The sequence below is a fragment of the Pseudomonas serbiensis genome, from assembly GCF_030580745.1.
GTDB classification, from domain to species: domain Bacteria; phylum Pseudomonadota; class Gammaproteobacteria; order Pseudomonadales; family Pseudomonadaceae; genus Aquipseudomonas; species Aquipseudomonas serbiensis.
Genome location: NZ_JAUQOO010000011.1, coordinates 143,228 through 167,020, shown reverse-complemented (window position 1 = coordinate 167,020; position 23,793 = coordinate 143,228). Strand labels below are relative to the sequence as shown.

17 protein-coding genes and 3 tRNA genes are annotated in these 23,793 nt (G+C 57.5%); 7 read left to right on the top strand and 13 right to left on the bottom strand.

Going from position 1 to position 23,793, the window contains the following annotated elements:
- Window positions 1–31 precede the first annotated feature (31 nt).
- From Q6A51_RS15960 to fabI, 6 genes are read left to right on the top strand one after another with little or no spacing between them, the layout of a single operon-like run.
- Window positions 32–1,861 carry an extracellular solute-binding protein gene (locus Q6A51_RS15960; RefSeq protein ID WP_304575252.1) on the top strand — a complete coding sequence of 610 codons (1,830 nt, stop codon included), beginning with the start codon at window positions 32–34 and terminating at the stop codon, window positions 1,859–1,861.
- Entirely contained in the window at window positions 1,858–3,714 is a 1,857-nt protein-coding gene (locus Q6A51_RS15955; RefSeq protein ID WP_201019789.1) for an extracellular solute-binding protein, read from the top strand. Before Q6A51_RS15960 ends, Q6A51_RS15955 begins: the two co-directional genes overlap by 4 nt.
- A 1-nt stretch (window position 3,715) precedes the next feature.
- Window positions 3,716–4,789 (top strand): microcin C ABC transporter permease YejB, encoded by a 1,074-nt coding sequence (locus Q6A51_RS15950; RefSeq protein ID WP_201019790.1) that lies wholly within the window; start codon window positions 3,716–3,718, stop codon window positions 4,787–4,789.
- A gap of 1 nt (window position 4,790) precedes the next feature.
- The gene (locus Q6A51_RS15945; protein ID WP_201004318.1) at window positions 4,791–5,810 is read left to right on the top strand and encodes an ABC transporter permease; all 1,020 of its coding nucleotides are present in this window, start codon (window positions 4,791–4,793) and stop codon (window positions 5,808–5,810) included.
- A 1-nt stretch (window position 5,811) separates the two neighbouring features.
- On the top strand, window positions 5,812–7,422 hold the full coding sequence (locus Q6A51_RS15940; RefSeq protein WP_304575234.1) for an ABC transporter ATP-binding protein: 1,611 nt from the start codon (window positions 5,812–5,814) through the stop codon (window positions 7,420–7,422).
- A gap of 18 nt (window positions 7,423–7,440) precedes the next feature.
- Window positions 7,441–8,235 carry an enoyl-ACP reductase FabI gene (gene fabI, locus Q6A51_RS15935; protein WP_201019791.1) on the top strand — a complete coding sequence of 265 codons (795 nt, stop codon included), beginning with the start codon at window positions 7,441–7,443 and terminating at the stop codon, window positions 8,233–8,235.
- A 93-nt stretch (window positions 8,236–8,328) separates the two neighbouring features.
- Here the strand turns inward: fabI and Q6A51_RS15930 are convergent, their stop codons facing one another.
- The 10 genes from Q6A51_RS15930 to Q6A51_RS15885 form a co-directional block, all read right to left on the bottom strand.
- A complete protein-coding gene (locus Q6A51_RS15930) occupies window positions 8,329–10,065 on the bottom strand; it encodes a type III effector HrpK domain-containing protein (protein WP_201019792.1) in 1,737 nt (578 codons plus the stop codon).
- Window positions 10,066–10,233: 168 nt separating this feature from the next.
- On the bottom strand, window positions 10,234–12,117 hold the full coding sequence (locus tag Q6A51_RS15925) for a SurA N-terminal domain-containing protein (protein ID WP_304575233.1): 1,884 nt from the start codon (window positions 12,115–12,117) through the stop codon (window positions 10,234–10,236).
- Between the two features lie 205 nt (window positions 12,118–12,322).
- A complete protein-coding gene (locus Q6A51_RS15920) occupies window positions 12,323–12,595 on the bottom strand; it encodes an HU family DNA-binding protein (RefSeq protein WP_002552737.1) in 273 nt (90 codons plus the stop codon).
- A gap of 146 nt (window positions 12,596–12,741) precedes the next feature.
- A complete protein-coding gene (gene lon, locus Q6A51_RS15915) occupies window positions 12,742–15,138 on the bottom strand; it encodes an endopeptidase La (protein WP_201004328.1) in 2,397 nt (798 codons plus the stop codon).
- Window positions 15,139–15,483: 345 nt separating this feature from the next.
- A complete protein-coding gene (clpX, locus tag Q6A51_RS15910) occupies window positions 15,484–16,767 on the bottom strand; it encodes an ATP-dependent Clp protease ATP-binding subunit ClpX (RefSeq protein WP_025259224.1) in 1,284 nt (427 codons plus the stop codon).
- A gap of 106 nt (window positions 16,768–16,873) precedes the next feature.
- A complete protein-coding gene (clpP, locus tag Q6A51_RS15905) occupies window positions 16,874–17,515 on the bottom strand; it encodes an ATP-dependent Clp endopeptidase proteolytic subunit ClpP (protein ID WP_025259223.1) in 642 nt (213 codons plus the stop codon).
- A 92-nt stretch (window positions 17,516–17,607) separates the two neighbouring features.
- Complete coding sequence (gene tig / locus Q6A51_RS15900) at window positions 17,608–18,918, bottom strand: trigger factor (RefSeq protein WP_201019793.1); 1,311 nt, start codon at window positions 18,916–18,918, stop codon at window positions 17,608–17,610.
- A gap of 371 nt (window positions 18,919–19,289) precedes the next feature.
- A tRNA-Leu gene (locus tag Q6A51_RS15895) sits at window positions 19,290–19,374 on the bottom strand.
- A gap of 63 nt (window positions 19,375–19,437) precedes the next feature.
- Window positions 19,438–19,513: transfer RNA gene (locus Q6A51_RS15890), tRNA-His, on the bottom strand.
- Between the two features lie 52 nt (window positions 19,514–19,565).
- Window positions 19,566–19,642 (bottom strand) — tRNA-Arg (locus tag Q6A51_RS15885).
- 298 nt (window positions 19,643–19,940) lie between these two features.
- Between Q6A51_RS15885 and folD the strand changes: the two genes are divergently transcribed.
- Window positions 19,941–20,795 carry a bifunctional methylenetetrahydrofolate dehydrogenase/methenyltetrahydrofolate cyclohydrolase FolD gene (gene folD / locus Q6A51_RS15880; RefSeq protein WP_201004332.1) on the top strand — a complete coding sequence of 285 codons (855 nt, stop codon included), beginning with the start codon at window positions 19,941–19,943 and terminating at the stop codon, window positions 20,793–20,795.
- A 58-nt stretch (window positions 20,796–20,853) separates the two neighbouring features.
- On the opposite strand, the gene Q6A51_RS15875 is transcribed toward folD, so the two are convergent.
- The 3 genes from Q6A51_RS15875 to Q6A51_RS15865 form a co-directional block, all read right to left on the bottom strand.
- Window positions 20,854–22,626 carry an ABC transporter substrate-binding protein gene (locus Q6A51_RS15875; RefSeq protein ID WP_201004334.1) on the bottom strand — a complete coding sequence of 591 codons (1,773 nt, stop codon included), beginning with the start codon at window positions 22,624–22,626 and terminating at the stop codon, window positions 20,854–20,856.
- A 75-nt stretch (window positions 22,627–22,701) separates the two neighbouring features.
- Window positions 22,702–22,974: a DUF2160 domain-containing protein gene (locus tag Q6A51_RS15870; RefSeq protein ID WP_201004336.1), complete on the bottom strand. Its 273-nt coding sequence runs from the start codon at window positions 22,972–22,974 to the stop codon at window positions 22,702–22,704.
- Between the two features lie 11 nt (window positions 22,975–22,985).
- The gene (locus Q6A51_RS15865; protein WP_117165301.1) at window positions 22,986–23,786 is read right to left on the bottom strand and encodes a carbohydrate ABC transporter permease; all 801 of its coding nucleotides are present in this window, start codon (window positions 23,784–23,786) and stop codon (window positions 22,986–22,988) included.
- Window positions 23,787–23,793: the final 7 nt, after the last annotated feature.

Below are 23,793 nucleotides of genomic sequence, written 5' to 3'. Positions count from 1 at the left end.
TAGCGACCCGAAAGCCCAAGCCGTCTGGATCGTGATACGTCCCTTCCTGCTAGTCATCTGTCTGGTCTTGAGCTTCTGTGCCAACGCTGCCATCAGCGAAAGCAATGGCTATGCGCAATTTGGCGTTCTCAAGTACCCGGCCAGTTTCACTCATTTCGACTGGGTCAATCCCGAGGCGCCGAAAGGTGGCACCTTGCGAATCATGGCCTTCGGCACGTTCGACACACTCAACCCTTACACCTTCAAGGGCACCAGCCCTGTGTCGACAGGCAACTTCCTGCAATACGGCGTCAATGAGCTGAACGAACCCCTGATGGTCGGCACCGGCCAGTACGACCCGTCCGGCGACGAGCCCACGTCCAGTTACGGGCTGATCGCACAGTCGGTGGAGTTCAGCGAGGACCGCAGCTGGGTGGTATTCAATCTTCGTCCCCAGGCGCGCTTTCACGATGGCAAGCCGATCACGGCCTATGACGTGGCCTTCTCCTATCGCACACTGCTCAAGGACGGTCACCCGCAATACCGCACGGCCTTGCAGGAAGTGCAGCGAGTCGACATTCTCAATCGCCATCGCATCCGCTTTGTCTTGAAGCGTTCCGGCAATCCCCTGCTGATCCTGCGTCTGGGTGAGCTGCCGGTACTGCCGCAGCATTACTGGAAAGACCGCGACTTCAAGGCCACGACTTTCGAGCCGCCACTGGGCAGCGGCCCCTATCGCATTACCCGAGTACAGCCAGGACGCCAACTGGTGTTCGAGCGGGTGAAGGATTACTGGGGCAAGGACTTGCCGGTCAATCGCGGCAAATACAACTTCGATCGCGTCGAAGTGGAGTTCTACCGCGACAGCGATGTAGCCTTCGAGGCCTTCAAGGCCGGTGAATTCGACATCTATATCGAACATCAGGCCAAGAACTGGGCCAATGGCTACAACTTCCCGGCCGTCGCCAATGGTCAGGTGATCAAGGCGCAGATCCCGCACAAGATCCCGACCCAGACTCAGGGGCTGTTCATGAACACCCGGCGCGGCACCTTTGCCGATATCCGGGTGCGTGAAGCACTGGGGCTGATGTTCAATTTCGAGTGGACCAACCGCGCACTGTTCAGTGATGCCTACTCCCGCTCCACCAGTTACTACCCCAACAGCGAGTTTTCCGCGACGGATCTGCCCACCGGCCGCGAGCTGGCCCTGCTGGAGCCTTACCGGGACCAGTTACCCGCCAGCCTGTTCACCTCCCCCTTCAGCCCATCGAAGACCGATGCCCGCGGCATTCCGCGTGAAACCCTGCGCAAGGCACTGGGCCTGCTTGCCAAGGCCGGCTGGACGCTGTCGGAGCGAGGCCTGCTCAATGCGGACCAACAACCGCTGCATTTCGAGATTCTGCTGGTGAACCCCAATCTCGAACGCATCCTGCAACCCTATATAGAAGACCTGCGCCGCATAGGGATCGAAGCAAGCCTGCGCACGGTGGACCGCGCCCAGTACAAACAGCGGCTGGACCATTTCGACTTCGACATGATCCTCATGACCCTGCAACAGACACTCAGCCCCGGCCTTGAACAGTGGCAGTATTTCCACTCCAGCCAGGCCACGGTCAATGGCAGCAAGAACTACGCTGGCGTCGCCAATCCTGTGGTCGACAGCCTGCTCAACAAGCTGCTGGCCGCACAGACGCATGATGAACAAGTCGCAACGGCACGCGCACTTGATCGCGTATTGCTGTCCCAGCATTACAGCATTCCGAACTGGTACCTGAACAATCATCGCCTGGCCTATCGCAATCGATTCGCCATGGTCACCACCCCGCCCTATACCATGGGGTTGCGTGCGTGGTGGCTCAAGACTCCGGAGAAGACCCGATGACCCCACTGCGTTCCCTGTTCATGCAGGCTGGCGGCCTGTTGCTGGCCGGTATCGTCTGCACCGTCCAGGCTGCTCCCCAGCATGCCGTGACGCTGTATGACGAAGCCCCGAAATATCCGGCCAACTTCAAGCATTTCGATTACGTGAACCCCGACGCGCCCAAGGGCGGGATTTTCCGTCAGGCAGGCTTCGGCAGTTTCGACAGCCTTAACCCGTTCATCAACAAGGGCGTGGCCGCTGAAGATATCAGCCTGATCTACGACACCTTGACCAGCCGCAGCCTGGATGAGCCGTTTACCGAGTACGGGCTGATTGCCGGCAAGATTGAAAAATCTCCGGACAATGACTGGGTACGTTTCTACCTGCGCCCTGAAGCGCGCTTCCATGACGGCCATCCGATACGCGCCGAAGACGTGGTATTCAGCTTCGAGTCGCTGATGAAACATGGCTCACCCATGTACCGTGGCTACTACGCCGATGTCGATCAGGTGATTGCCGAAGATCCTTTGCGCGTGCTGTTCAAGTTCAAACACAAGAACAACCGCGAAATGCCACTGATCCTGGGTCAGTTGCCAGTGCTGCCCAAGCATTTCTGGGCCACACGGGACTTCAGCAAGAGCAATCTGGAGATCCCGCTGGGCAGCGGGCCTTACAAGGTCGCCGAGGTCAAGGCCGGGCGCTCGATGCGTTATGAGCGGGTCAAGGATTACTGGGCCAAGGATCTGCCGATCAACAAAGGCTCCTACAACTTCGATGTCCTGACCACCGATTACTACCGTGACAACACGGTCGCTCTGGAAGCCGGCAAGGCCGGGCAGTTCGATTACTGGCTGGAAACCAGCGCCAAGAACTGGGCCACGGCCTACAACACGCCAGCGGTGCGGGACGGTCGCCTGATCAAGGAAGAGTTGCCCAACGGCAACCCCACCGGCATGCAGGGTTTCATCTTCAACCTGCGCAAACCGGTGTTTCAGGACATAAGGGTCCGCGAGGCCCTGACCCTGCTGCTGGATTTCGAGTGGACCAACAAGCAGCTGTTCAACGGCTCCTACAGCCGGACCAAAAGCTACTTCGACAACTCCGAGATGGCCTCCAGCGGCCTGCCTTCGGCACAGGAACTTGCCATCCTGGAACCGTTGCGCGGCAAGATCCCTGACCGGGTCTTCAGCGAAGAATACAAACTGCCGGTCAACGATGGCAGCGGCATGATCCGTCCTCAATTGCGCCGCGCCTTCCAGTTATTGCAGGAAGCGGGCTGGAAAATCGTCAACGACAAGATGGTCGATGCCCAGGGCAACCCGGTCAAACTGGAGTTTCTGCTGGCCCAGACCGAGTTTGAGCGCGTCCTGCTGCCCTACAAGCGCAACCTGAACGATCTGGGTATCGAACTGAGCATTCGCCGGGTGGACGTCTCGGAGTACATCAACCGCCTGCGCTCGCGGGACTACGAGATGATCGTCAGCAGCTACCCGCAATCCAGCTCGCCGGGCAACGAACAGCGGATCTACTTCCACTCCTCCAGCGCCGACAACCCTGGCAGCCGCAACTTCATGGGCCTCAAGGACCCGGCCATCGATACCCTGGTGGACGGCCTGATCAATGCCGACTCGCGCCAGAACCTGATCACCCATACCAAGGCCATGGACCGCGTCCTGCTGTGGGGCTTCTATGTGGTTCCCAACTGGCACATCAAGACCTGGCGCGTGGCCTACTGGGACCATATCGCCCACCCCAAGGCCCCGCCACTGTCGGACATCGGCGTCATGACCTGGTGGATGAAACCGGACGCAAAACCGGCGATTCCCGCGCAGCCTGCCAACGGGCAAGCTGAACCTGCGAGTACGGAGCAATAACATGCTGGCTTATATTCTCCGGCGCTTGCTGCTGATTATCCCGACCCTGTTCGGCATCCTGATCATCAACTTCATCATCATCCAGGCCGCTCCCGGCGGACCTGTGGAACAGATGATCGCCAAGATCGAAGGTTTCGACGGCGCCACCAGCCGCATCGCCGGTGGTGGCTCGGAAGTCGCGGTGGCAGGCTCCAACTACCGCGGCGCACAGGGCCTGGACCCGGCGCTGATCAAAGAAATCGAGCGCATGTACGGCTTCGACAAGTCGGCACCGGAGCGCTTGTGGATCATGATCAAGAACTACGCGCAGCTGGATTTCGGTGACAGTTTCTTCCGCGATGCAAAAGTGATCGACCTGATTGTCGAGAAGATGCCGGTGTCCATATCCCTCGGGCTATGGAGCACCCTGATCATGTATCTGGTGTCGATCCCGCTGGGTATCGCCAAGGCCACTCGCCATGGCAGCCATTTCGATGTCTGGACCAGTTCGGCAATCATCGTCGGTTATGCAATTCCCGCGTTCCTGTTCGCCATCTTGTTGATCGTGGTATTTGCCGGTGGCAGTTATTTCAACTGGTTCCCGCTGCGCGGCCTGACGTCCAATGGCTTCGACGAGATGAGCACGCTGGGCAAGATAGGTGATTACTTCTGGCATCTGGTGCTGCCGGTGACAGCGCTGGTGATCGGCAACTTCGCCACCATGACCCTGCTGACCAAGAACAGCTTCCTGGACGAAATCAGCAAGCAATACGTAGTGACCGCCAAGGCCAAGGGCCTGAGCAATAACCGCGTGTTGTACGGCCATGTGTTCCGCAACGCCATGCTGTTGGTGATAGCAGGTTTCCCTTCGGCCTTCATGGGGATCTTCTTTACCGGCTCGCTGCTGGTGGAGGTGATCTTTTCCCTGGACGGCCTTGGCCTGATGAGTTTTGAAGCGGCCATCAACCGTGATTACCCGGTGGTCTTCGGCACCCTGTTCATCTTCACCCTGCTGGGGCTGCTGGTGAAACTGATCGGTGACCTCACGTACACCCTGGTAGACCCGCGCATCGACTTTGAAAGCAGGAAGCATTGATATGAAGCTGTCTCCTCTCAATCGCCGCCGCTTCGAGCGTTTCAAGGCCAACAAGCGCGGCTGGTGGTCGCTGTGGCTGTTTCTGATCCTGTTCGGCCTGAGCATGGGCGCGGAACTGATCGCCAACGACAAGCCGCTGGCTGTGCGCTATGACGGCGAATGGTACTTCCCGGTGTTCAAGCGTTACCCGGAAACCACCTTCGGCGGGGAATTCCCGCTGGAAGCCAATTACAAGAGTCCCTACATCAAGGAACTGGTCGCGCAAAAGAACGGCTGGACCCTTTGGGCACCCATTCCGTTCAGCTACCAGAGCATCAACTACGACCTGAAAGTCCCCGCCCCGGCGCCGCCCTCCAGCGAGAACCTGCTGGGCACCGACGATCAAGGGCGCGATGTATTGGCTCGCGTGATCTATGGTTTCCGCATCTCGGTATTGTTCGCCCTGATCCTGACGGTGCTCAGTTCCATCATCGGCGTGATTGCCGGTGCCTTGCAGGGTTTCTATGGCGGCTGGGTGGACCTGATGGGCCAGCGCTTCCTGGAAGTCTGGTCGGGCCTGCCGGTGCTGTACCTGCTGATTATCCTGGCCAGCTTCGTGCAGCCCAATTTCTGGTGGCTGCTGGGCATCATGCTGCTGTTTTCCTGGATGAGCCTGGTGGACGTGGTACGCGCCGAATTCCTGCGCGGCCGCAATCTGGAATACGTGCGCGCTGCCAGGGCGCTGGGCATGGAGAACGGCGCGATCATGTTCCGCCATATCCTGCCCAATGCCATGGTGTCGACCATGACGTTCATGCCGTTCATTCTGACCGGCGCCATCGGTACCCTGACAGCGCTGGACTTCCTGGGCTTCGGCCTGCCCGCCGGCTCGCCTTCGCTGGGCGAACTGGTCGCGCAGGGCAAATCCAACCTGCAAGCCCCGTGGCTCGGCATCAGCGCCTTTGCCGTACTGGCATTGATGCTGAGCCTGCTGGTGTTCATCGGCGAATCCGCCCGCGATGCTTTCGACCCAAGGAAATGAAATGAACAATGACAATCTGATCGAAATCCGCGATCTGGCGGTCGAGTTCGTGACAGGCGAGTCGCGCCAGCGCGTGGTCGAAAACATCAGCTTCGATATCCGTCGCGGCGAAACCCTGGCTCTGGTGGGTGAAAGCGGCTCCGGCAAGTCGGTCACCGCGCACTCGATCCTGCGCCTGCTGCCCTACCCCATCGCCACCCATCCTGCCGGCACCATCCGCTATGCGGGCGATGACCTGCTGAAGATGGACGAGAAAAAACTGCGCTCCATTCGTGGCAATCGCATTGCCATGATTTTCCAGGAGCCCATGACCTCGCTCAATCCGCTGCATTCGGTGGAAAAGCAGATCAACGAGGTGCTCGGCCTGCACAAGGGGCTCACCGGCAAGGCAGCCACGGCGCGTACGCTGGAGCTGCTGGAAATGGTCGGCATCAGCGAGCCGCACAAACGGCTCAAGGCCCTGCCCCACGAGCTGTCAGGCGGCCAGCGCCAGCGCGTCATGATCGCCATGGCCCTGGCCAACGAGCCCGAACTGCTGATTGCCGACGAACCGACCACCGCACTGGATGTTACGGTACAGCTGAAAATCCTCGAATTGCTCAAGCAATTACAGGCTCGTCTGGGCATGGCATTGCTGCTGATCAGCCATGATTTGAACGTTGTGAGGCAAATAGCCAATCGTGTATGTGTCATGCAGCGCGGTTGCATCGTCGAACAAGCATTGTGCGAAGAGCTGTTCCGTTCACCACAGCATCCGTACACCCAGGTGTTGCTCAGTGCAGAGCCCAGCGGCGGTCCTTCGACCAACCCGGCTGGCGCTCCACTGCTTGAAGTCGAGGACCTGAAAGTCTGGTTCCCGATCAGGAAAGGCCTGCTCAAGCGAACCGTCGATCACGTCAAGGCGGTGGATGGTATTCGCTTCAGCCTGCCTCAAGGGCAGACACTGGGGATTGTCGGTGAAAGTGGATCGGGCAAATCGACGCTGGGCCTGGCAATACTCAGGCTCATCGGCAGCCAGGGCGCCATACGGTTTGAAGGCAAGCCGCTTGATGGCCTGTCGCAGCAGCAGATTCGTCCGCTGCGCAGACAGATTCAAGTGGTGTTCCAGGACCCGTTTGGCAGTTTGAGCCCGCGCATGTCAGTAAGCGATATCGTGGGCGAAGGCCTGCGCATTCATGGCATGGGGACGGACGCCGAGCAGGAAGCGGCAATTATCGAGGCACTCAGGGAAGTAGGTCTGGACCCGGAAACCCGGCACCGCTACCCCCACGAGTTCTCGGGTGGGCAAAGGCAGCGAATCGCCATAGCCCGTGCATTAGTGTTAAAACCGGCGCTGATTCTGCTGGACGAGCCGACATCGGCCCTCGACCGGACAGTGCAGCGTCAGGTAGTCGAGTTACTGCGCTCGCTGCAAACCAAGTACAACCTGACGTATTTGTTCATCAGCCATGACCTGGCTGTCGTCAAAGCGCTGAGCCACCAGTTGATGGTGGTCAAGCAAGGCAAAGTGGTCGAACAGGGTGTGGCGCAGGATATCTTCGCCGCACCGCAACATCCCTATACACAGCAGCTACTGGAAGCAGCCTTTTTGGCGCCGGTAGCTGTCGATTAACCTGAAGAGGAACAACACATGGGTTTTCTCGCCGGTAAGCGCGTCCTGATCGTCGGTGTCGCCAGCAAACTGTCCATCGCATCCGGCATCGCTGCCGCCATGCATCGTGAAGGTGCCGAGCTTGCGTTCACCTACCAGAACGACAAACTCAAGGGCCGCGTCGAAGAGTTCGCAGCAGGCTGGGGCTCAGGCCCTGAGCTGTGCTTCCCTTGCGACGTGGCAAGCGACGAAGAGATCAACAAGGTCTTTGAAGAGCTGAGCAAGAAGTGGGACGGCCTGGACGTCATCGTTCACTCCGTTGGCTTCGCTCCAGGCGACCAGCTTGATGGCGACTTCACCGAAGCCACCACCCGTGACGGCTTCCGCATCGCTCACGACATCAGCGCCTACAGCTTCGTTGCCCTGGCCAAAGCCGGTCGCGAACTGATGAAAGGCCGCAATGGCAGCCTGCTGACCCTGTCGTACCTGGGCGCTGAGCGCACCATGCCTAACTACAACGTGATGGGCATGGCCAAGGCCAGCCTGGAAGCCGGCGTTCGCTACCTGGCTGGCAGCCTCGGCCCGGAAGGCACTCGCGTCAACGCCGTATCGGCTGGTCCGATCCGTACCCTGGCTGCTTCGGGTATCAAGAACTTCCGCAAGATGCTGGCAGCCAACGAAGCGCAGACCCCTCTGCGTCGCAACGTCACCATCGAAGAAGTCGGCAACGCCGGCGCCTTCCTGTGCTCGGACCTGGCGTCCGGCATCAGCGGTGAAATCATGTACGTCGACGGCGGTTTCAACACCACTGCGATGGGCAACATCGAAGAGTGATCTTCGATAGGGGCTGGCGTCTGACGTCGGCCCTGAAAACAGAAAATCCGGACGCCCGCCAGGGATCCGGATTTTCTGTTTCTGCCCCCACGCCTATTTAGGCTTGGGTATGCCGAACTGCTCCAGAGTCGGGTTGACGGTACGGCTGAAGGCCTTGCGTTCCTTACGCTCCTTCACCGAATTGATGATCTCCGAAATACCCATGCCGATGCTTATGGCACCACTGACCGCCCAGCCCACGGGGCCGGCCGCCGCACCAATCGCCGAAGCTGCCGCTGCACCCGCCGCCTGACCGGCAACCGCCCCGACAATACGCCCGCCAACAGCCGCGGCTACACGCCCACCGATACCTACCGCTGCGTTTGCACCGCCCCTGCGCACACCCACCTTGTCACCAAAGTCGATCACCTCGTGAATAGTGCTGGCAGCCTGCTTCAGATCATCCTTGGTCTGATTCGTATCCTTGCCAGTGCCACCGGGGGTAAATGCGGTGCTCATTCCGGTGGTACCCGCCGCTGCTTTTTTGGTCGTGGTTTCATTCACCACCTGAGCCAGTGCCGGGTCGCTGTTAATAATCAACTCTGCCTGGCGGTCGGTATTCCTGGCCAGAAAGGCCTGCACGGAAGGATCGTTCTGCAACTGGGTGATCTTTTCATCCAGAGCGGTTTCGGTGGCCGAGGTGTTACGAATCGAGCGTCCCGCCACGACCTGCTCGGAAATCTGTTGCAACTCCACCAGTACGGCGGCTTTCTGCTCGCCGCTGTAGGCCTGAGGGTTGCTGAACACATCGCCGTTCAGCTTGCTGATATCCACACTTGAAACCGCACCGATAGTCGCAGCGTCGGTGAGAACCCGTGAAAAGTCCTCTTCATTGGCTGGGGCCTTGTGCTTGATCCAGGTGCTGATATCCCGCTTGATCATCACACCGTCAGGAGCCCGCATCGCCAGCTTTTTGCCGCGCATGTTGCCCTGGTCCATCATCTCGAACATGCCTGGCTGCGCCCAGGTGGCGGCAGAGTCCTGCAGGACACTGGAAAGCCCCGGGTTATTGGCGCTCACCGACTCAAGCCCCGCGATGGTGGTGCGGCCATTGACCTTGGTCTGGCCTTCAACGCCCTGGGCGTTGGACGGATCACCGGCTTCGGTTATTGGCTCATGAGCCAGCAGCACGGCTGCCGAACGCACCAACTGCACCGATTGTGCATCGGCATCCGGGTTGTCCTTGCGGAAGTCATTAAGGCTGTCTGTGCCTTTATCGACCTGTTTCTCCATGTTCTTGGCGAAGGTCTTGGCGTCCTTCTTGGTAATCTTGCCGTCCGCCTTGCCACCCTGAGCCGTGTCCATGGCGGTTTTCAGAGTCGGGTTCTCATCCAGGAAGGCCCAGGCCTTGTCCGCATCCGGGTCATTGGCGGCAATCATTCTGGCAGCGGCAATCGGGCGGTTCAGCTCTTTGGCAGCCTGCTCACGCTTGGAGGGCGGCATATCACCCAACAGACCGTCCCATTTGGCCAGTTCCTCGGGCGAGCTGTATTTCGAGTCGTCTAGATACTCATGATTTTCCCGCACAGGAGGCTGGGCCTTGCCTGAGATCTGGCTGCTCAAGGCGCGCAGCAGACGCTGGAGGAACGAGTCTTCAGCGGCCTGAGGAACTGGCAATGCCGTTCCGGCCATCTTGCCAGCCTGGCCATACTCGACACCGGCCAGACCACCGGTAGACTTGTGAAACTCACCCGAGGTCAGACTGAAGGGGACCTCGGTAAGGTTTTCCGGTACTGGAAAGCTCCCAAAACCACTGGGACCACGACCGGTGCTTGAAATGGGATCGCTCATTGCGGTTTCTCTCCCTCGGCACGAAACAAGGATCTACGTACTCGACTGAGTGGTAAAGCGCTGAAAACGGTTCCCTTGCTGCGGAAAAGAATCACAAGAAAATCACAAACCGCACAAAGCAAAACGCCCGGTGAATGCACCGGGCGTTTCGAGTGAATCAAATCGAGCTTAGAAACGCTCGATCTTGGCCTTGCTTTCCAGTTCCGAGCGATAAGCAGCGAAATCCTGCTGACCGGCACGCGACGCCAGGAAACGGCGGTATTGCGCCTTTTCCGCGTCACTCGGCGCTGTTGCCTGATTCACGCCATTGAGACGCACAATCACAAAGCTGCCGTCTGCCGCGGTCAGGCTGGCAAACTCAGGCTTGTCCTTGCCGGTAGGCTTGGGCATACGGAACACCGCTTGCAGCACTGCCGGGTCGACACCGTCCTGACTGCGGGTAGCCGCTTCCAGAACTGCCCACGCATGACCATCCTGCTTGGCTGCCAACGGGGTCTTGCCATCGCGCAGGCCTGCCAGGAGCGCTTCGCCCTTGGCCTTGGCTGCGGCACTGGCGTGCTCCTTGAGCAACTGGGTACGGATGGAGGCGGCGACGCTTTCAAGCGGCAACTGCTGAGGCTGCAAGTGCTCTTTGGAACGTACGACCACTACAGTCTCCGGGTCCAGTTCCAGCGTGTTGCTGTTGGAACCTTCTTCGAGGACTTCCGGGCTGAATGCTGCCTGGATCACCGCACGATTGGCTGTCAGACCTTCGCCGCCTTCACGACCGAACGGCGCGGTAGTCTGCACCTTGAGGCCCAGATCCTGAGCCGGCTGAGTCAGATCGGACGACTCGAAAGCCGAGTCTTCCAGCTGTTTGGTCACTTCGACAAACTTCTGCTCGACCTGCTGAGCCTTCAGATCATGGGTCAGCTTCTCTTTCAGGCTGGCAAAGCTCGGCACCGAAGGTGCTTCAACGCCCAGCAGCTTGATCAGATGCCAGCCGAAGTCACTGCGTACCGGCTGCGAAACCTGATCCTTGTTCAAGGCATACAGCGCCTCTTCGAAGGCCTTATCGTAGACGCCCTTGCCGGCATAGCCCAGGTCGCCACCCTTGCTCGACGAGCCAGGGTCCTGGGAGAACTCCTTGGCCAGCGCTGCAAAGCTTTCGCCCTTGGCCAGACGCTGCTGGATTTCTTCCAGTCTGGCCTTGGCCTGGGTTTCATTGAGCTTGTCGTTCACTTCGATCAGGATGTGCGCAGCACGACGCTGCTCCGCCAGATTGGCGATTTCCTTCTGGTAAGCATCCTGCAAGTCTTCGTCCTTGACCTGCACCTTGTCGAAGAAGGACGACTTCTTCAATTCGATGTAATCAAGCACAACCTGCTCAGGACTCATGAACTCCTTGGCATGCTGGTCGTAGTGAGCCTTGACTTCGTCATCGGTCACTTTCGCAGCAGCCAGATCGACAGGCAGGGTCAAGGTGGCAAAGTCGCGAGTCTGTTTTTCAAGACGGGCGAAGGCCTCGACTTCCGTATCGGTCACGAAGGCACTGCCAGCGATACCGGCACGGACCTGACCGATCAGCATTTCCTGACCCAGCAACTGGCGGAACTGCAACCGGCTGTAGCCCAACTGGCGGATGACCTGATCGAAACGATCGGCATTGAACTTGCCATCAACCTGGAATTCAGGCGTCAGCAGAAGCTGCTGATCCAGCGCAGCCTCGGAAAAAGCGAATTTGGCATCGGCCGCACCTTGCAGCAGCAGCTTGCGGTCGATCAGCCCTTTGAGAGCGGATTCACGCAACAGCTTTTCATCCAGCATCGCAGGATCGAAATCCTTGCCAAGCTGCTGAGCCAGTTGCTGAGCCAGCTGGCGGCGTTGCATGTCGACAGCCTGACTCAGTTCATTCTGAGTCACGTCCTCGCCATTGACCTGGGCAGCATTCTGCTTGTTACCACTGGCGGTGAACATCGCTTCGATGCCCGTCAGGGCCATCAACGCGATGATGATCCCGATAATTGTCTTGGCAATCCAGCCTTGTGAATTGTCCCTGATATTCTGCAGCATTGCGTCCCCCAAAACGGTTGAACCGACTAACCAACCGCAGAGCGTGGGTAGAAAGCGGATAGAAGAAAGGCGCATCCGAGGATGCGCCTTCTCGTAACTGACGAAGCGGAAGGGCTCGAACCCTCCGGTCTTGCAACCGGCTGCACCACCGCTGCGCTACCGGTTCAGATTGGCTCTGACCCGGCGGGCAAAGGCTTCAAGAGGCTTAGTTGACAGCTTCTTTCAGGGCTTTACCGGCTTTGAAACCTGGTTTTTTAGCAGCAGCGATTTCCAGCGTCTTACCAGTCTGTGGGTTGCGACCGATACGAGCAGGACGATCTGTAACGGAGAACGTACCAAAGCCAACCAATACAACAGAGTCGCCAGCCTTCAGAGCGCCAGTGACGGATTCGATAACTGCATCCAGCGCACGGCCAGCAGCAGCTTTCGGGATATCAGCAGATGCAGCGATAGCATCAATCAGTTCCGACTTGTTCACTCTAAGTCCCCTTATCTCTATATTGAGTATGTTTCTAAGTTTTTGGTGGTAAGCAAAACGAGCACTGGTGGGCTTGCTGGTACTTGCCAGAAAGAGCCGCTTTATAACAAGGGCTCCAAAAAGCTGTCAAGGAAGCCCACACAGACTTAATGCGTGCTAATTCTTTCCTTAGAGTCAGACTCGCGTTTTTCATCCTTTGCAACAATATCGGGAGCCACATCCGGCAAGGGCTCCGGCGCGTATTGCAGCGCAATTTGCAGGACTTCGTCAATCCATTTAACAGGCTTGATCTGCAGGTCTTGCTTGATATTGTCAGGAATTTCCTTCAAATCGCGCACATTCTCCTCCGGGATGATCACGGTTTTGATTCCACCGCGATGCGCCGCCAGAAGTTTTTCCTTCAAACCACCAATCGCCAGCACCTGCCCGCGAAGGGTAATTTCACCGGTCATCGCCACATCGGCACGCACCGGAATCTGCGTCAACGCCGATACCAGAGCCGTACACATGCCTACACCCGCGCTAGGGCCATCCTTGGGGGTAGCCCCTTCCGGCATGTGGATGTGAGTGTCGTGTTTCTCGTGGAAATCCAGCGAAATGCCCAGGCTCTTGGCCCGACTGCGCACGACTGTCTGCGCCGCCGTGATCGATTCGACCATGACATCGCCCAGAGAACCGGTCTTGATCAACTGCCCTTTGCCGGGAACCACAGCCGCTTCGATGGTCAGCAACTCTCCGCCGACCTGAGTCCAGGCAAGGCCGGTTACCTGACCGATCTGGTCCTGCTGCTCGGCCAGACCGTAGCGGAATTTTCGCACGCCCAGGAAGTGTTCGAGCATCTCGGCCGTGACACGAATTGCAAAACGTTTTTCCAGCGCATGCTCTTTGACCGCCTTGCGGCAGACCTTGGCAATCTGGCGCTCAAGACCGCGCACACCTGCTTCACGGGTGTAGTAGCGGATGATGTCGCGAATCGCATCGTCGTCGAACTCGATTTCGCCTTTTTTCAGGCCATTGGCCTGAATCTGTTTTGGCGAAAGGTATTTGACGGCAATGTTGACCTTCTCGTCCTCGGTGTAACCGGGCAGACGAATGACTTCCATCCGGTCCAGCAGCGCTGGCGGGATGTTCATCGAGTTCGAGGTACACAGGAACATCACATCCGAGAGGTCGTAATCGACTTCCAGATAGTGGTCATTGAAGTTGTGGTTCTGCTCGGGATCAAGCACCTCAAGCAATGCCGAAGCCGGATCGCCACGCATGTCACTGCCCATCTTGTCGATTTCATCGAGTAGGAACAGTGGGTTGCGTACGCCAACCTTGGTCATTTTCTGTATCAATCGACCCGGCATCGAACCGATATAGGTCCGACGATGGCCACGAATCTCAGCCTCGTCACGCACACCGCCCAGGGCCATGCGCACAAACTTGCGGTTGGTGGCGCTGGCGATGGACTCGGCCAGGGAGGTTTTACCGACGCCCGGAGGCCCTACGAGGCACAGCACAGGGCCGCGAATCTTTTTCACGCGCTTTTGCACGGCGAGGTATTCAAGGATGCGCTCCTTGACCTCCTCCAGACCATAGTGATCGGAGTCGAGAATGGCTTCGGCACGCGCCAGATCGAGGCGAACCTTGCTCTGTGCCTTCCACGGCACCTGAACCAGCCAGTCGATGTAGGAGCGCACGACAGTCGCTTCAGCCGACATCGGGGACATTTGCTTGAGCTTGTTCAGCTCGGCAGTTGCCTTGGTCAGAGCATCTTTAGGCAGGCCAGCGGCTTCGATACGCTTTTTCAGCTCCTCGATTTCGTTGTGCCCTTCATCGCCATCGCCCAGTTCCTTCTGAATGGCCTTCATCTGCTCATTCAGATAGTACTCGCGCTGGCTGCGCTCCATCTGTTTCTTGACGCGACCGCGAATGCGCTTTTCAACCTGCAGCAGGTCGATTTCGGCATCCAGCAAGGCCAGCACGTGCTCGACACGGGCAGCCAGGTCGATGATTTCGAGGATTTCCTGCTTCTGCTCGATCTTCAGCGCCATATGCGCCGCCATAGTATCTACCAGGCGACCGGGCTCATCGATGCTATTGAGCGACGACAGGACTTCGGCAGGGACTTTCTTGCCAAGCTGGACATACTGCTCGAACTGCGACAGCAGGCTGCGCACAAAGACTTCGGATTCACGATCAGGCGCGTCGGTTTCATCGATCAGCGCGACTTCTGCGCGGCAATGACCATCGACTTCAATGAAACGCTCGACAGAGCCACGCTGCTCGCCCTCAACCAGTACCTTGACGGTGCCGTCAGGCAATTTGAGAAGCTGCAATACGGTTGCAATCGTGCCGACGCTATAAAGAGCCTTTTCATCGGGATCGTCGTCAGCCGGATTTCTTTGCGCCAGCAAAAGGATTTGCTTGTCGCCCGTCATCGCTGCTTCTAGAGCTTCGATAGATTTCTCGCGCCCCACGAACAGCGGGATAACCATGTGCGGATAAACCACAACATCACGCAATGGCAAGAGAGGCAATTCAATTGTGGTCTTCATGATTTCGCCTCTACGGCGGCCAATTGGCCGTGGACAGGTGGAAGTTGCTTGAAGTCAAGATGGGGGTAGCGTTCAAAAAAAACAAGCTTTAGTGGCCTGTTTTGAAAATACGCTCTCTTTTTGACGCACGAGCACAGCCATCGGACAGGACGCCGCACCCAGTCATGGCGAGGAATGGCAACACAATCAGGCGGTTACAGGCGCAGCCAAAAAAAGCAGAATGACTTCCCGGACAGGATACTAGTGGCTCATTGGAGAAAAACGTTCCCTAAAGACGAAGGATACGATGCCACTAATAATGCAAAAGGAGGCCCGCAGGCCCCCTTCTGTATGTCTCTCTACGCTTTAAGCGTCAGGAGCAACCTTGGCAGGCGGCTCGCTGTTTTCGTAGATCAACAGTGGCTTGGACGAACCATCGATAACGCTCTCGTCGATCACCACTTTGCTCACGTCGGTCTGCGACGGGATTTCATACATGGTGTCGAGCAATACGCCTTCCAGGATGGAACGCAGACCGCGGGCACCTGTCTTGCGCTCCAGCGCACGACGAGCAACCGATTTCAGCGCGTCGGTACGGAACTCGAGGTCCACACCTTCCATCTCGAACAGCTTGGCATACTGCTTGGTAAGGGCGTTTTTCGGCTCGGTAAGGATCTGCATCAACGCAGCCTCATCCAGCTCATCCAATGTCGCCAGCACTGGCAGACGGCCCACGAACTCAGGGATCAGACCAAACTTGACCAGATCGTCAGGCTCGACTTCACGCAAGGATTCGCCAACCTTCTTGCCTTCTTCCTTGCTGCGGACTTCGGCGTTGAAGCCGATGCCGCCACGGGTGGAACGGTTCTGAATGACTTTTTCCAGACCCGAGAAAGCACCACCGCATATGAACAGGATATTGCGCGTGTCCACCTGCAGGAACTCCTGCTGTGGATGCTTGCGCCCGCCTTGAGGAGGAACGGAAGCCACGGTGCCCTCGATCAGCTTCAGCAAGGCTTGCTGCACGCCTTCACCGGAAACGTCACGAGTAATCGAAGGGTTGTCGGATTTGCGGGAAATCTTGTCGATTTCGTCGATGTAGACAATACCCATCTGGGCCTTCTCTACGTCGTAATCACATTTCTGCAACAGCTTCTGAATGATGTTTTCCACGTCCTCACCGACATAACCGGCTTCGGTCAGGGTCGTGGCATCGGCGATGGTGAACGGCACATTGAGCAGACGAGCCAGTGTTTCAGCGAGCAAGGTCTTGCCGGAGCCGGTAGGGCCGATCAGCAGGATGTTGCTTTTGCCGAGTTCAACATCATCGTTTTTCTTGTCGCGCTGGTTCAGACGCTTGTAGTGGTTGTACACCGCTACTGCGAGAACCTTTTTGGCACGTTCCTGACCAATTACATACTGATCAAGGATGCCGCTGATTTCTTTAGGCGAAGGCAATTTATGCGCGCTGCTCTCGGCCTGTGCTTCCTGCACCTCCTCACGGATGATGTCATTGCACAGGTCGACGCACTCGTCGCAGATAAAGACCGAGGGGCCGGCAATCAATTTGCGCACTTCATGCTGGCTTTTGCCACAGAAGGAGCAATAGAGCAGTTTGCCGTTGTCCTCGCCGTTGCGGGTGTCAGTCATTCGATCGATCCAATCCGGTAGGCTTGCAACACAAGATGAAGGCTATTGCGGGCTTTTTCAAGTCCGCAGGTGGTCGGTTGGTCCAACCACCCACATTTTGAGTTACTTAGGCAGGCATTTGACGTTTGTTGATCACAGAGTCGATCAGGCCGTATTCCGCCGCGCGATCTGCGCTCATGAAGTTGTCACGCTCGGTGTCGCGCTCAATGGTTTCAAGGCTTTGACCGGTGTGGTGAGCCAGCAACGAGTTCAGGCGATGACGAATGTGCAGGATTTCCTTGGCATGGATGTCGATGTCCGACGCCTGCCCCTGGAAACCGCCCAACGGCTGGTGAATCATCATCCGCGAGTTAGGCAGGCAATGACGCTTGCCTTCGGCACCGCCAGCCAGCAGGAAGGCACCCATGCTGCACGCCTGACCGATACAGATGGTCGACACGTCCGGCTTGATGAACTGCATGGTGTCGTAGATCGACATGCCTGCTGTCACCGAACCGCCAGGTGAGTTGATGTAGAGATGGATATCCTTGTCCGGGTTTTCCGCTTCCAGGAACAGCAGTTGCGCCGCAATAAGGTTGGCCATGTAGTCTTCTACAGGACCTACCATAAAGATCACACGCTCCTTGAGAAGGCGCGAGTAGATGTCATAGGCGCGTTCGCCACGGGCGGACTGCTCGATAACCATCGGGACCAGGCCGCCAGCGGCCTGGATGTCAGAGTTCTGCTGAATATAAGAATTGCGGGACATGTCCTGCATTCACTCCCAAATAGTCGAGTCTTGAATACGCACAAGCCAGCGCGAAGGCTGGCTTGTGGGTGTTTTTCGAACGAAAAGAGAAATCAGTCGGCTTTTGGAGCTTCTACCGGCTTGACCGCTTCTTCGTAGGAGACCGATTTGTCGGTCACGCTAGCTTTCTGCAAAACAGTATCCACAACTTGCTCTTCAAGCACAACAGAACGTACTTCGTTCATTTGCTGCTCGTTCTTGTAGTACCAGGCAACAACCTGCTCTGGCTCTTGATAGGCAGAGGCCATTTCCTGGATCAGATCACGAACGCGAGCGTCGTCTGGCTTGAGCTCGAACTGCTTGACCACTTCAGCAACAATCAGGCCCAGCTCGACGCGACGCTTGGCTTGCTCTTCGAACAGCTCTGCAGGCAACTGGTCAGGCTTGATGTTGCCGCCGAACTGTTGAACAGCCTGGACGCGCAGACGATTGACTTCGTTTTCCAGCAGGGCTTTTGGAACTTCGATCGGGTTGGCAGCCAGCAGACCGTCCATGACCTGGTTCTTGACCTTGGACTTGATGGCCTGACGCAGTTCGCGCTCCATGTTCTTGCGAACTTCGGTGCGGAAACCTTCGATGCCGGTTTCCTTGATACCGAACTGCTTGAAGAACTCTTCGTTCAGCTCAGGCAGCGTTGGTGCGGAAACACTGTTGACGGTAACGGTGAACTCAGCGGCTTTGCCAGCCAGCTCCAGGTTCTGGTAGTCCTCAGGGAAGGTGACGTTCAGAACGCGCTCTTCACCCGCCTTGGCGCCAACCAGACCGTCTTCAAAACCAGGGATCATGCGGCCGGAACCCAGAACCAGCTGGGTGCCAGTAGCAGAACCGCCAGCGAAGACTTCGCCGTCAACCTTGCCAACGAAATCGATGTTCAGCTGGTCTTCGTTCTGGGCAGCACGATCGGCCGCTTCGAAACGAACGTTCTGCTTGCGCAGGATTTCCAGCATGTTGTCCAGGTCGCTGTCAGCTACGTCGGCGGACAGGCGCTCGACGGAGATGGACTCGAAACCTGCAACAGTGAACTCAGGGAACACTTCAAAAGTGGCGATGTATTCCAGGTCCTTGCCTTTCTCGAAGGACTTTGGCTCTACAGCAGGTGCGCCAGCCGGGTTCAGCTTCTGCTCAACCACTGCTTCGTAGAAGGTAGCCTGAATCAGATCGCCCAGTGCTTCCTGGCGCGCGCCATCTTCATAACGCTGGCGGATTACGCTCATAGGCACTTTGCCAGGGCGGAAGCCCGGGATCTTGGCTTTACGTGCGGTCTGCTGCAGACGCTTGTTGACTTCAGTCTCGATGCGTTCGGCAGGCACGCCAATGGTCATGCGGCGCTCAAGAGCGGAAGTATTTTCAACAGAAACTTGCATGGATATTCCTCGTTGCACAGACGTTAGCCGGCCGTTTCCGACCCCAGAATCAAGGGCATGCATTCTAGTGGGTCAAACTCAAGAAGTCACCCTACTGAAAAAGGGCAGATTTAAGAGGATGGAAGCGGACTGCTGGCGAGCAAAGACAACAAGGCCTTTACAGCACCGGCAAAGCGTCTGGCACGGGCTATATAAAGGAAGCACGTGCACCGGACCGCTACCGATTCCATCCGCGTAGCGCGCCCCGCTCGACCGGCGGCAACGCGCCAACCGACCAGCGAGACGATAAAACCAACACGCTGAAACAAAAAAAGCCGCACTAGGCGGCTTCTTTCAATAGTGAATGTATCAAGGCTTCACTATTTATATCTTGGTGCGGACGGAGAGACTCGAACTCTCACACCTTGCGGCGCTGGAACCTAAATCCAGTGTGTCTACCAATTCCACCACATCCGCGTTACAAGCTTTTAAAGCAAAGGCGCCAGTTTATGATTAATAAATCTGGCGCCTCTCCGAATATGGGGTGGACGATGGGGATCGAACCCACGACAACAGGAGTCACAATCCTGTGCTCTACCAACTGAGCTACGCCCACCATATTGCATGCATCTACTACAACTCACCTACCGTGCCAAAGCCGCCTTTAATGGCGCACCCGGCAGGACTCGAACCTGCGACCATCCGCTTAGAAGGCGGATGCTCTATCCAGCTGAGCTACGGGCACTTATATAATCTGCATTCTTTATTGAGTACAAATTAGAAGGCTTTCAATCACGTCGAGTTGATTTTCAACTCCACCCGACTTACATCAACCAGCGCCAGCTTCTTAAGCAGTGCTGGGTGCTGCCCGGCAAGTGCGACGAATCTTATAGACGCCCCTGGGGGTCGTCAACTCTTTTTTGAAAAAAATTCAGTTAGATAAAGGAGTTAGCTGAATATACAGACCAAGCGCCTTTGCCCCTGCGTCATGTCATGCGAGAATGCGCGCTCATTTTTTCCCTCTCGATGGTTAATCACGCGTCATGACTGCACAACTTATCGACGGCAAAGCGATCGCCGCCAGCCTGCGCCAGCAGATCGCCAAACGTGTCGCCGAACGTCGCGAGCAAGGCCTGCGTACGCCAGGCCTCGCGGTGATTCTGGTGGGCAGCGACCCCGCCTCCCAGGTTTACGTCTCTCACAAGCGCAAGGACTGCGAGGAAGTAGGCTTCATTTCCCAGGCCTACGACCTGCCCGCCGAGACCACACAGGTTGCGCTGACCGAGCTGATCGATCGTCTCAACGGCGACGCCGATGTCGACGGTATCCTGCTGCAACTGCCATTGCCTGCGCATCTGGACGCTTCCCTGCTGCTGGAGCGCATTCGCCCGGACAAGGACGTTGATGGTTTCCATCCTTATAACGTCGGTCGTCTGGCCCAGCGCATCCCGCTGCTGCGCCCATGCACCCCCAAAGGGATCATGACCCTGCTGGAAAGCACCGGTGTCGATCTGTACGGGCTGGACGCCGTGGTTGTAGGCGCCTCCAATATCGTCGGTCGTCCGATGGCAATGGAATTGCTGCTCGCCGGCTGCACCGTCACCGTGACCCACCGCTTCACCAAGGATCTGGCAGGCCATGTCGGCCGCGCCGACCTGGTGGTGGTAGCCGCTGGCAAACCCGGCCTGGTCAAGGGCGAGTGGATCAAGCCTGGCGCAATCGTCATCGACGTCGGTATCAACCGCCAGGAAGACGGCAAGCTGGTGGGTGACGTCGTGTACGAAACCGCCCTGCCCCGCGCAGGCTGGATCACCCCCGTACCGGGCGGTGTCGGCCCGATGACTCGCGCCTGCCTGCTGGAAAACACCCTGTACGCTGCTGAAACCCTGCACGACTGAGTGTCCCCACAATGAAAAACGGCACCTCATGAGGTGCCGTTTTCATTCAGGTCATCGATTACTTGCGTGCAGCCTCCCAGCTTTTAAGCAGCTCGGAGTACGCCACGGTCTCGCCTTTGGGCTTCTCGTTGGCCAGCTTGCGCTGCGGAGCAGCCCAGCCGTCCGGAGACGCTTCGCCCTTCTTGTACCACTCTTCAGCCGTGGTTTCCGGGTTCAGCTTCGGCGCGCAGCCGCTCTTCTCCTGAGCCTTGGAGCGCTCAAGCCGCATGAGGATGGAGTCCTGATCCTTGGCCAGCCCGTCCAGAGCCTGTTGCGCGGTTTTCTCGCCAGTGACCGCTTCCGCTACGTGACTCCACCACAGTTGAGCCAGTTTCGGGTAGTCCGGAACGTTGGTGCCGGTCGGCGACCATTGCACACGGGCCGGGCTGCGATAGAACTCGACCAGACCACCCAGCTTGGGTGCCAGCTCTGTCATTTCCCTGGAGTTGATGTCCGACTCACGAATCGGCGTCAGCCCTACGATGGTTTTCTTCAGGGAAACGGTTTTCGAGGTCACGAACTGCGCGTACAGCCAGGCTGCCAACCTTTGTTTCTCTGGTGTCGAATACAGGAAAGTCCACGATCCCACATCCTGATACCCCAGTTTCATACCGTCTTTCCAGTACGGGCCTTTAGGTGAAGGAGCCATGCGCCACTTGGGCGTGCCATCGGCATTCATCACCGGCAAGCCGGGCTTGGTCATGTCTGCGGTAAACGCGGTATACCAGAAGATCTGCTGCGCGACGTTGCCTTGGGAAGGCACCGGGCCAGACTCGGAGAACGTCATGCCCGCCGCTTCCGGTGGCGCATAAGCCTTGAGCCAGTCGATGTATTTCTGAGTGGCGAATACCGCCGCCGGGCCATTGGTGTCACCACCACGGGTAATGCTCGACCCCACCGGACGGCAGTTTTCTACGCGAATCCCCCACTCGTCCACAGGCAGACCGTTCGGCAGGCCTTTATCGCCGCCACCCGCCATGGAGAACCAGGCATCGGTGAAGCGCCAGCCCAGTGATGGGTCTTTCTTGCCGTAGTCCATATGGCCATAAATGCGCTTGCCGTCGATTTCCTTGACGTCTTCGCTGAAGAATTTGGCAATGTCCTCGTAAGCAGACCAGTTGACCGGCACACCCAGCTCATAGCCGTACTTGGCCTTGAACTTCGCTTTCAGGTCGGCACGCTCGAACCAGTCTGCGCGGAACCAGTAAAGGTTGGCGAACTGCTGATCAGGTAATTGATAGACCTTGCCGTCGGGCGCGGTCGTGAAGGACAGACCGATAAAGTCTTTCAGGTCCAGGGTCGGCGATGTCACTTTCTTGCCAGCATCACTGGCCATCAGTTCGGTCAGAGATTGCGCCTTGCCGTAGCGGAAATGGGTACCGATCAGGTCAGAGTCGTTTACCCAGCCGTCGTAGATATTCTTGTCCGACTGCATCTGGGTCTGGATCTTCTCGATCACGTCCCCTTCCTGCACCAGGTCGTGAGTCAGCTTGATCCCGGTGATTTCCGTAAACGCCTTGGCCAGGGTCTTGGATTCATATTCGTGGGTGGTCAGGGTTTCCGACACCACCTTGATTTCCATCCCGCGAAACGGTTCAGCCGCCTTGATGAACCATTCCAGCTCGGCCAACTGCTGCTCAGGGGTCAGGGTCGAAGGCTTGAATTCGGAGCCGATCCATTTTTTCGCGGCATCCTCATAGGCATCCGCCCACGCCGTCACGCTCAATCCACTGCATGCCAGCATCGAAGCCAGCGCCACGCTATGTCTCAGCTTGTTGTTTTTGTAGAACATAGACACCTCCAGATGATTATTACCCAGGGCACGTTGCCGCCTCCCGGACAGTCCCGGCACGAAACAGTTGCTCGGCTACCCCCAACGCATTACGACAAACAACCACACCAGCGATACCAGCGAGGCGATCCAGATGCTCCAGTCCGTCACGCCGATGACCAGCAAATGCAGGTAGGCACTTGCCAGCAGTCCGATAAACAAACGATCCCCCCGACTGGTCTCGATCGGCAGAAAACCGCGCCGCTCGACGCAGGGCGAACTCAGTTCCCACACCGTCATGCCCACCAGCAACAAAGCGATGACGCCGAAGAAACTCGCCGTCAGTGAAGTCCAGGCCATCCACTCCATATCTCGACTCCTCAGACCCGGCCCAGGGCAAAGCCCTTGACCACGTGATTGCGAACGAACCAGATCACCAGCATGCCCGGCAGAATGGTCAGCACTCCTGCCGCTGCCAGCACACCCCAGTCAATCCCCGAAGCCGATACGGTTCGCGTCATGACCGCTGCAATAGGCTTGGCGTTGACCGACGTCAGCGTGCGCGCCAGCAACAGCTCCACCCAGGAAAACATGAAGCAGAAGAACGCCGTCACGCCGATGCCGGAGCCAATCAGCGGCACGAAAATCTTCACGAAGAAGCGAGGAAAACTATAGCCGTCGATATAGGCAGTCTCGTCGATTTCCTTGGGTACACCCGACATGAAGCCTTCCAGAATCCACACCGCCAACGGCACATTGAACAGGCAGTGAGCCAGCGCCACGGCAATGTGGGTGTCGAACAGGCCAATCGAGGAATAGAGCTGGAAGAACGGCAGCAAAAACACGGCCGGTGGCGCCATGCGGTTAGTCAGCAGCCAGAAGAACAGATGCTTGTCACCCAGGAACCGGTAACGCGAAAACGCATAAGCCGCCGGCAATGCCACCGCCAGGGAAATGACCGTGTTCAGGCAGACGTAATACAGCGAGTTGATATAACCGCTGTACCAGCTTGGGTCGGTGAAAATCACCCGATAATTGGCCAGGGTGAAATCCTGCGGCCAGAGCGTCAGGCCACCGAGAATCTCGGTGTTGCTCTTGAACGACATGTTCAGCAGCCAGTAGATCGGCACCAGCAGAAACAGGATGTAGATCAATAACGGCACAGCCTTGCGTGCATTCATGGCCGAT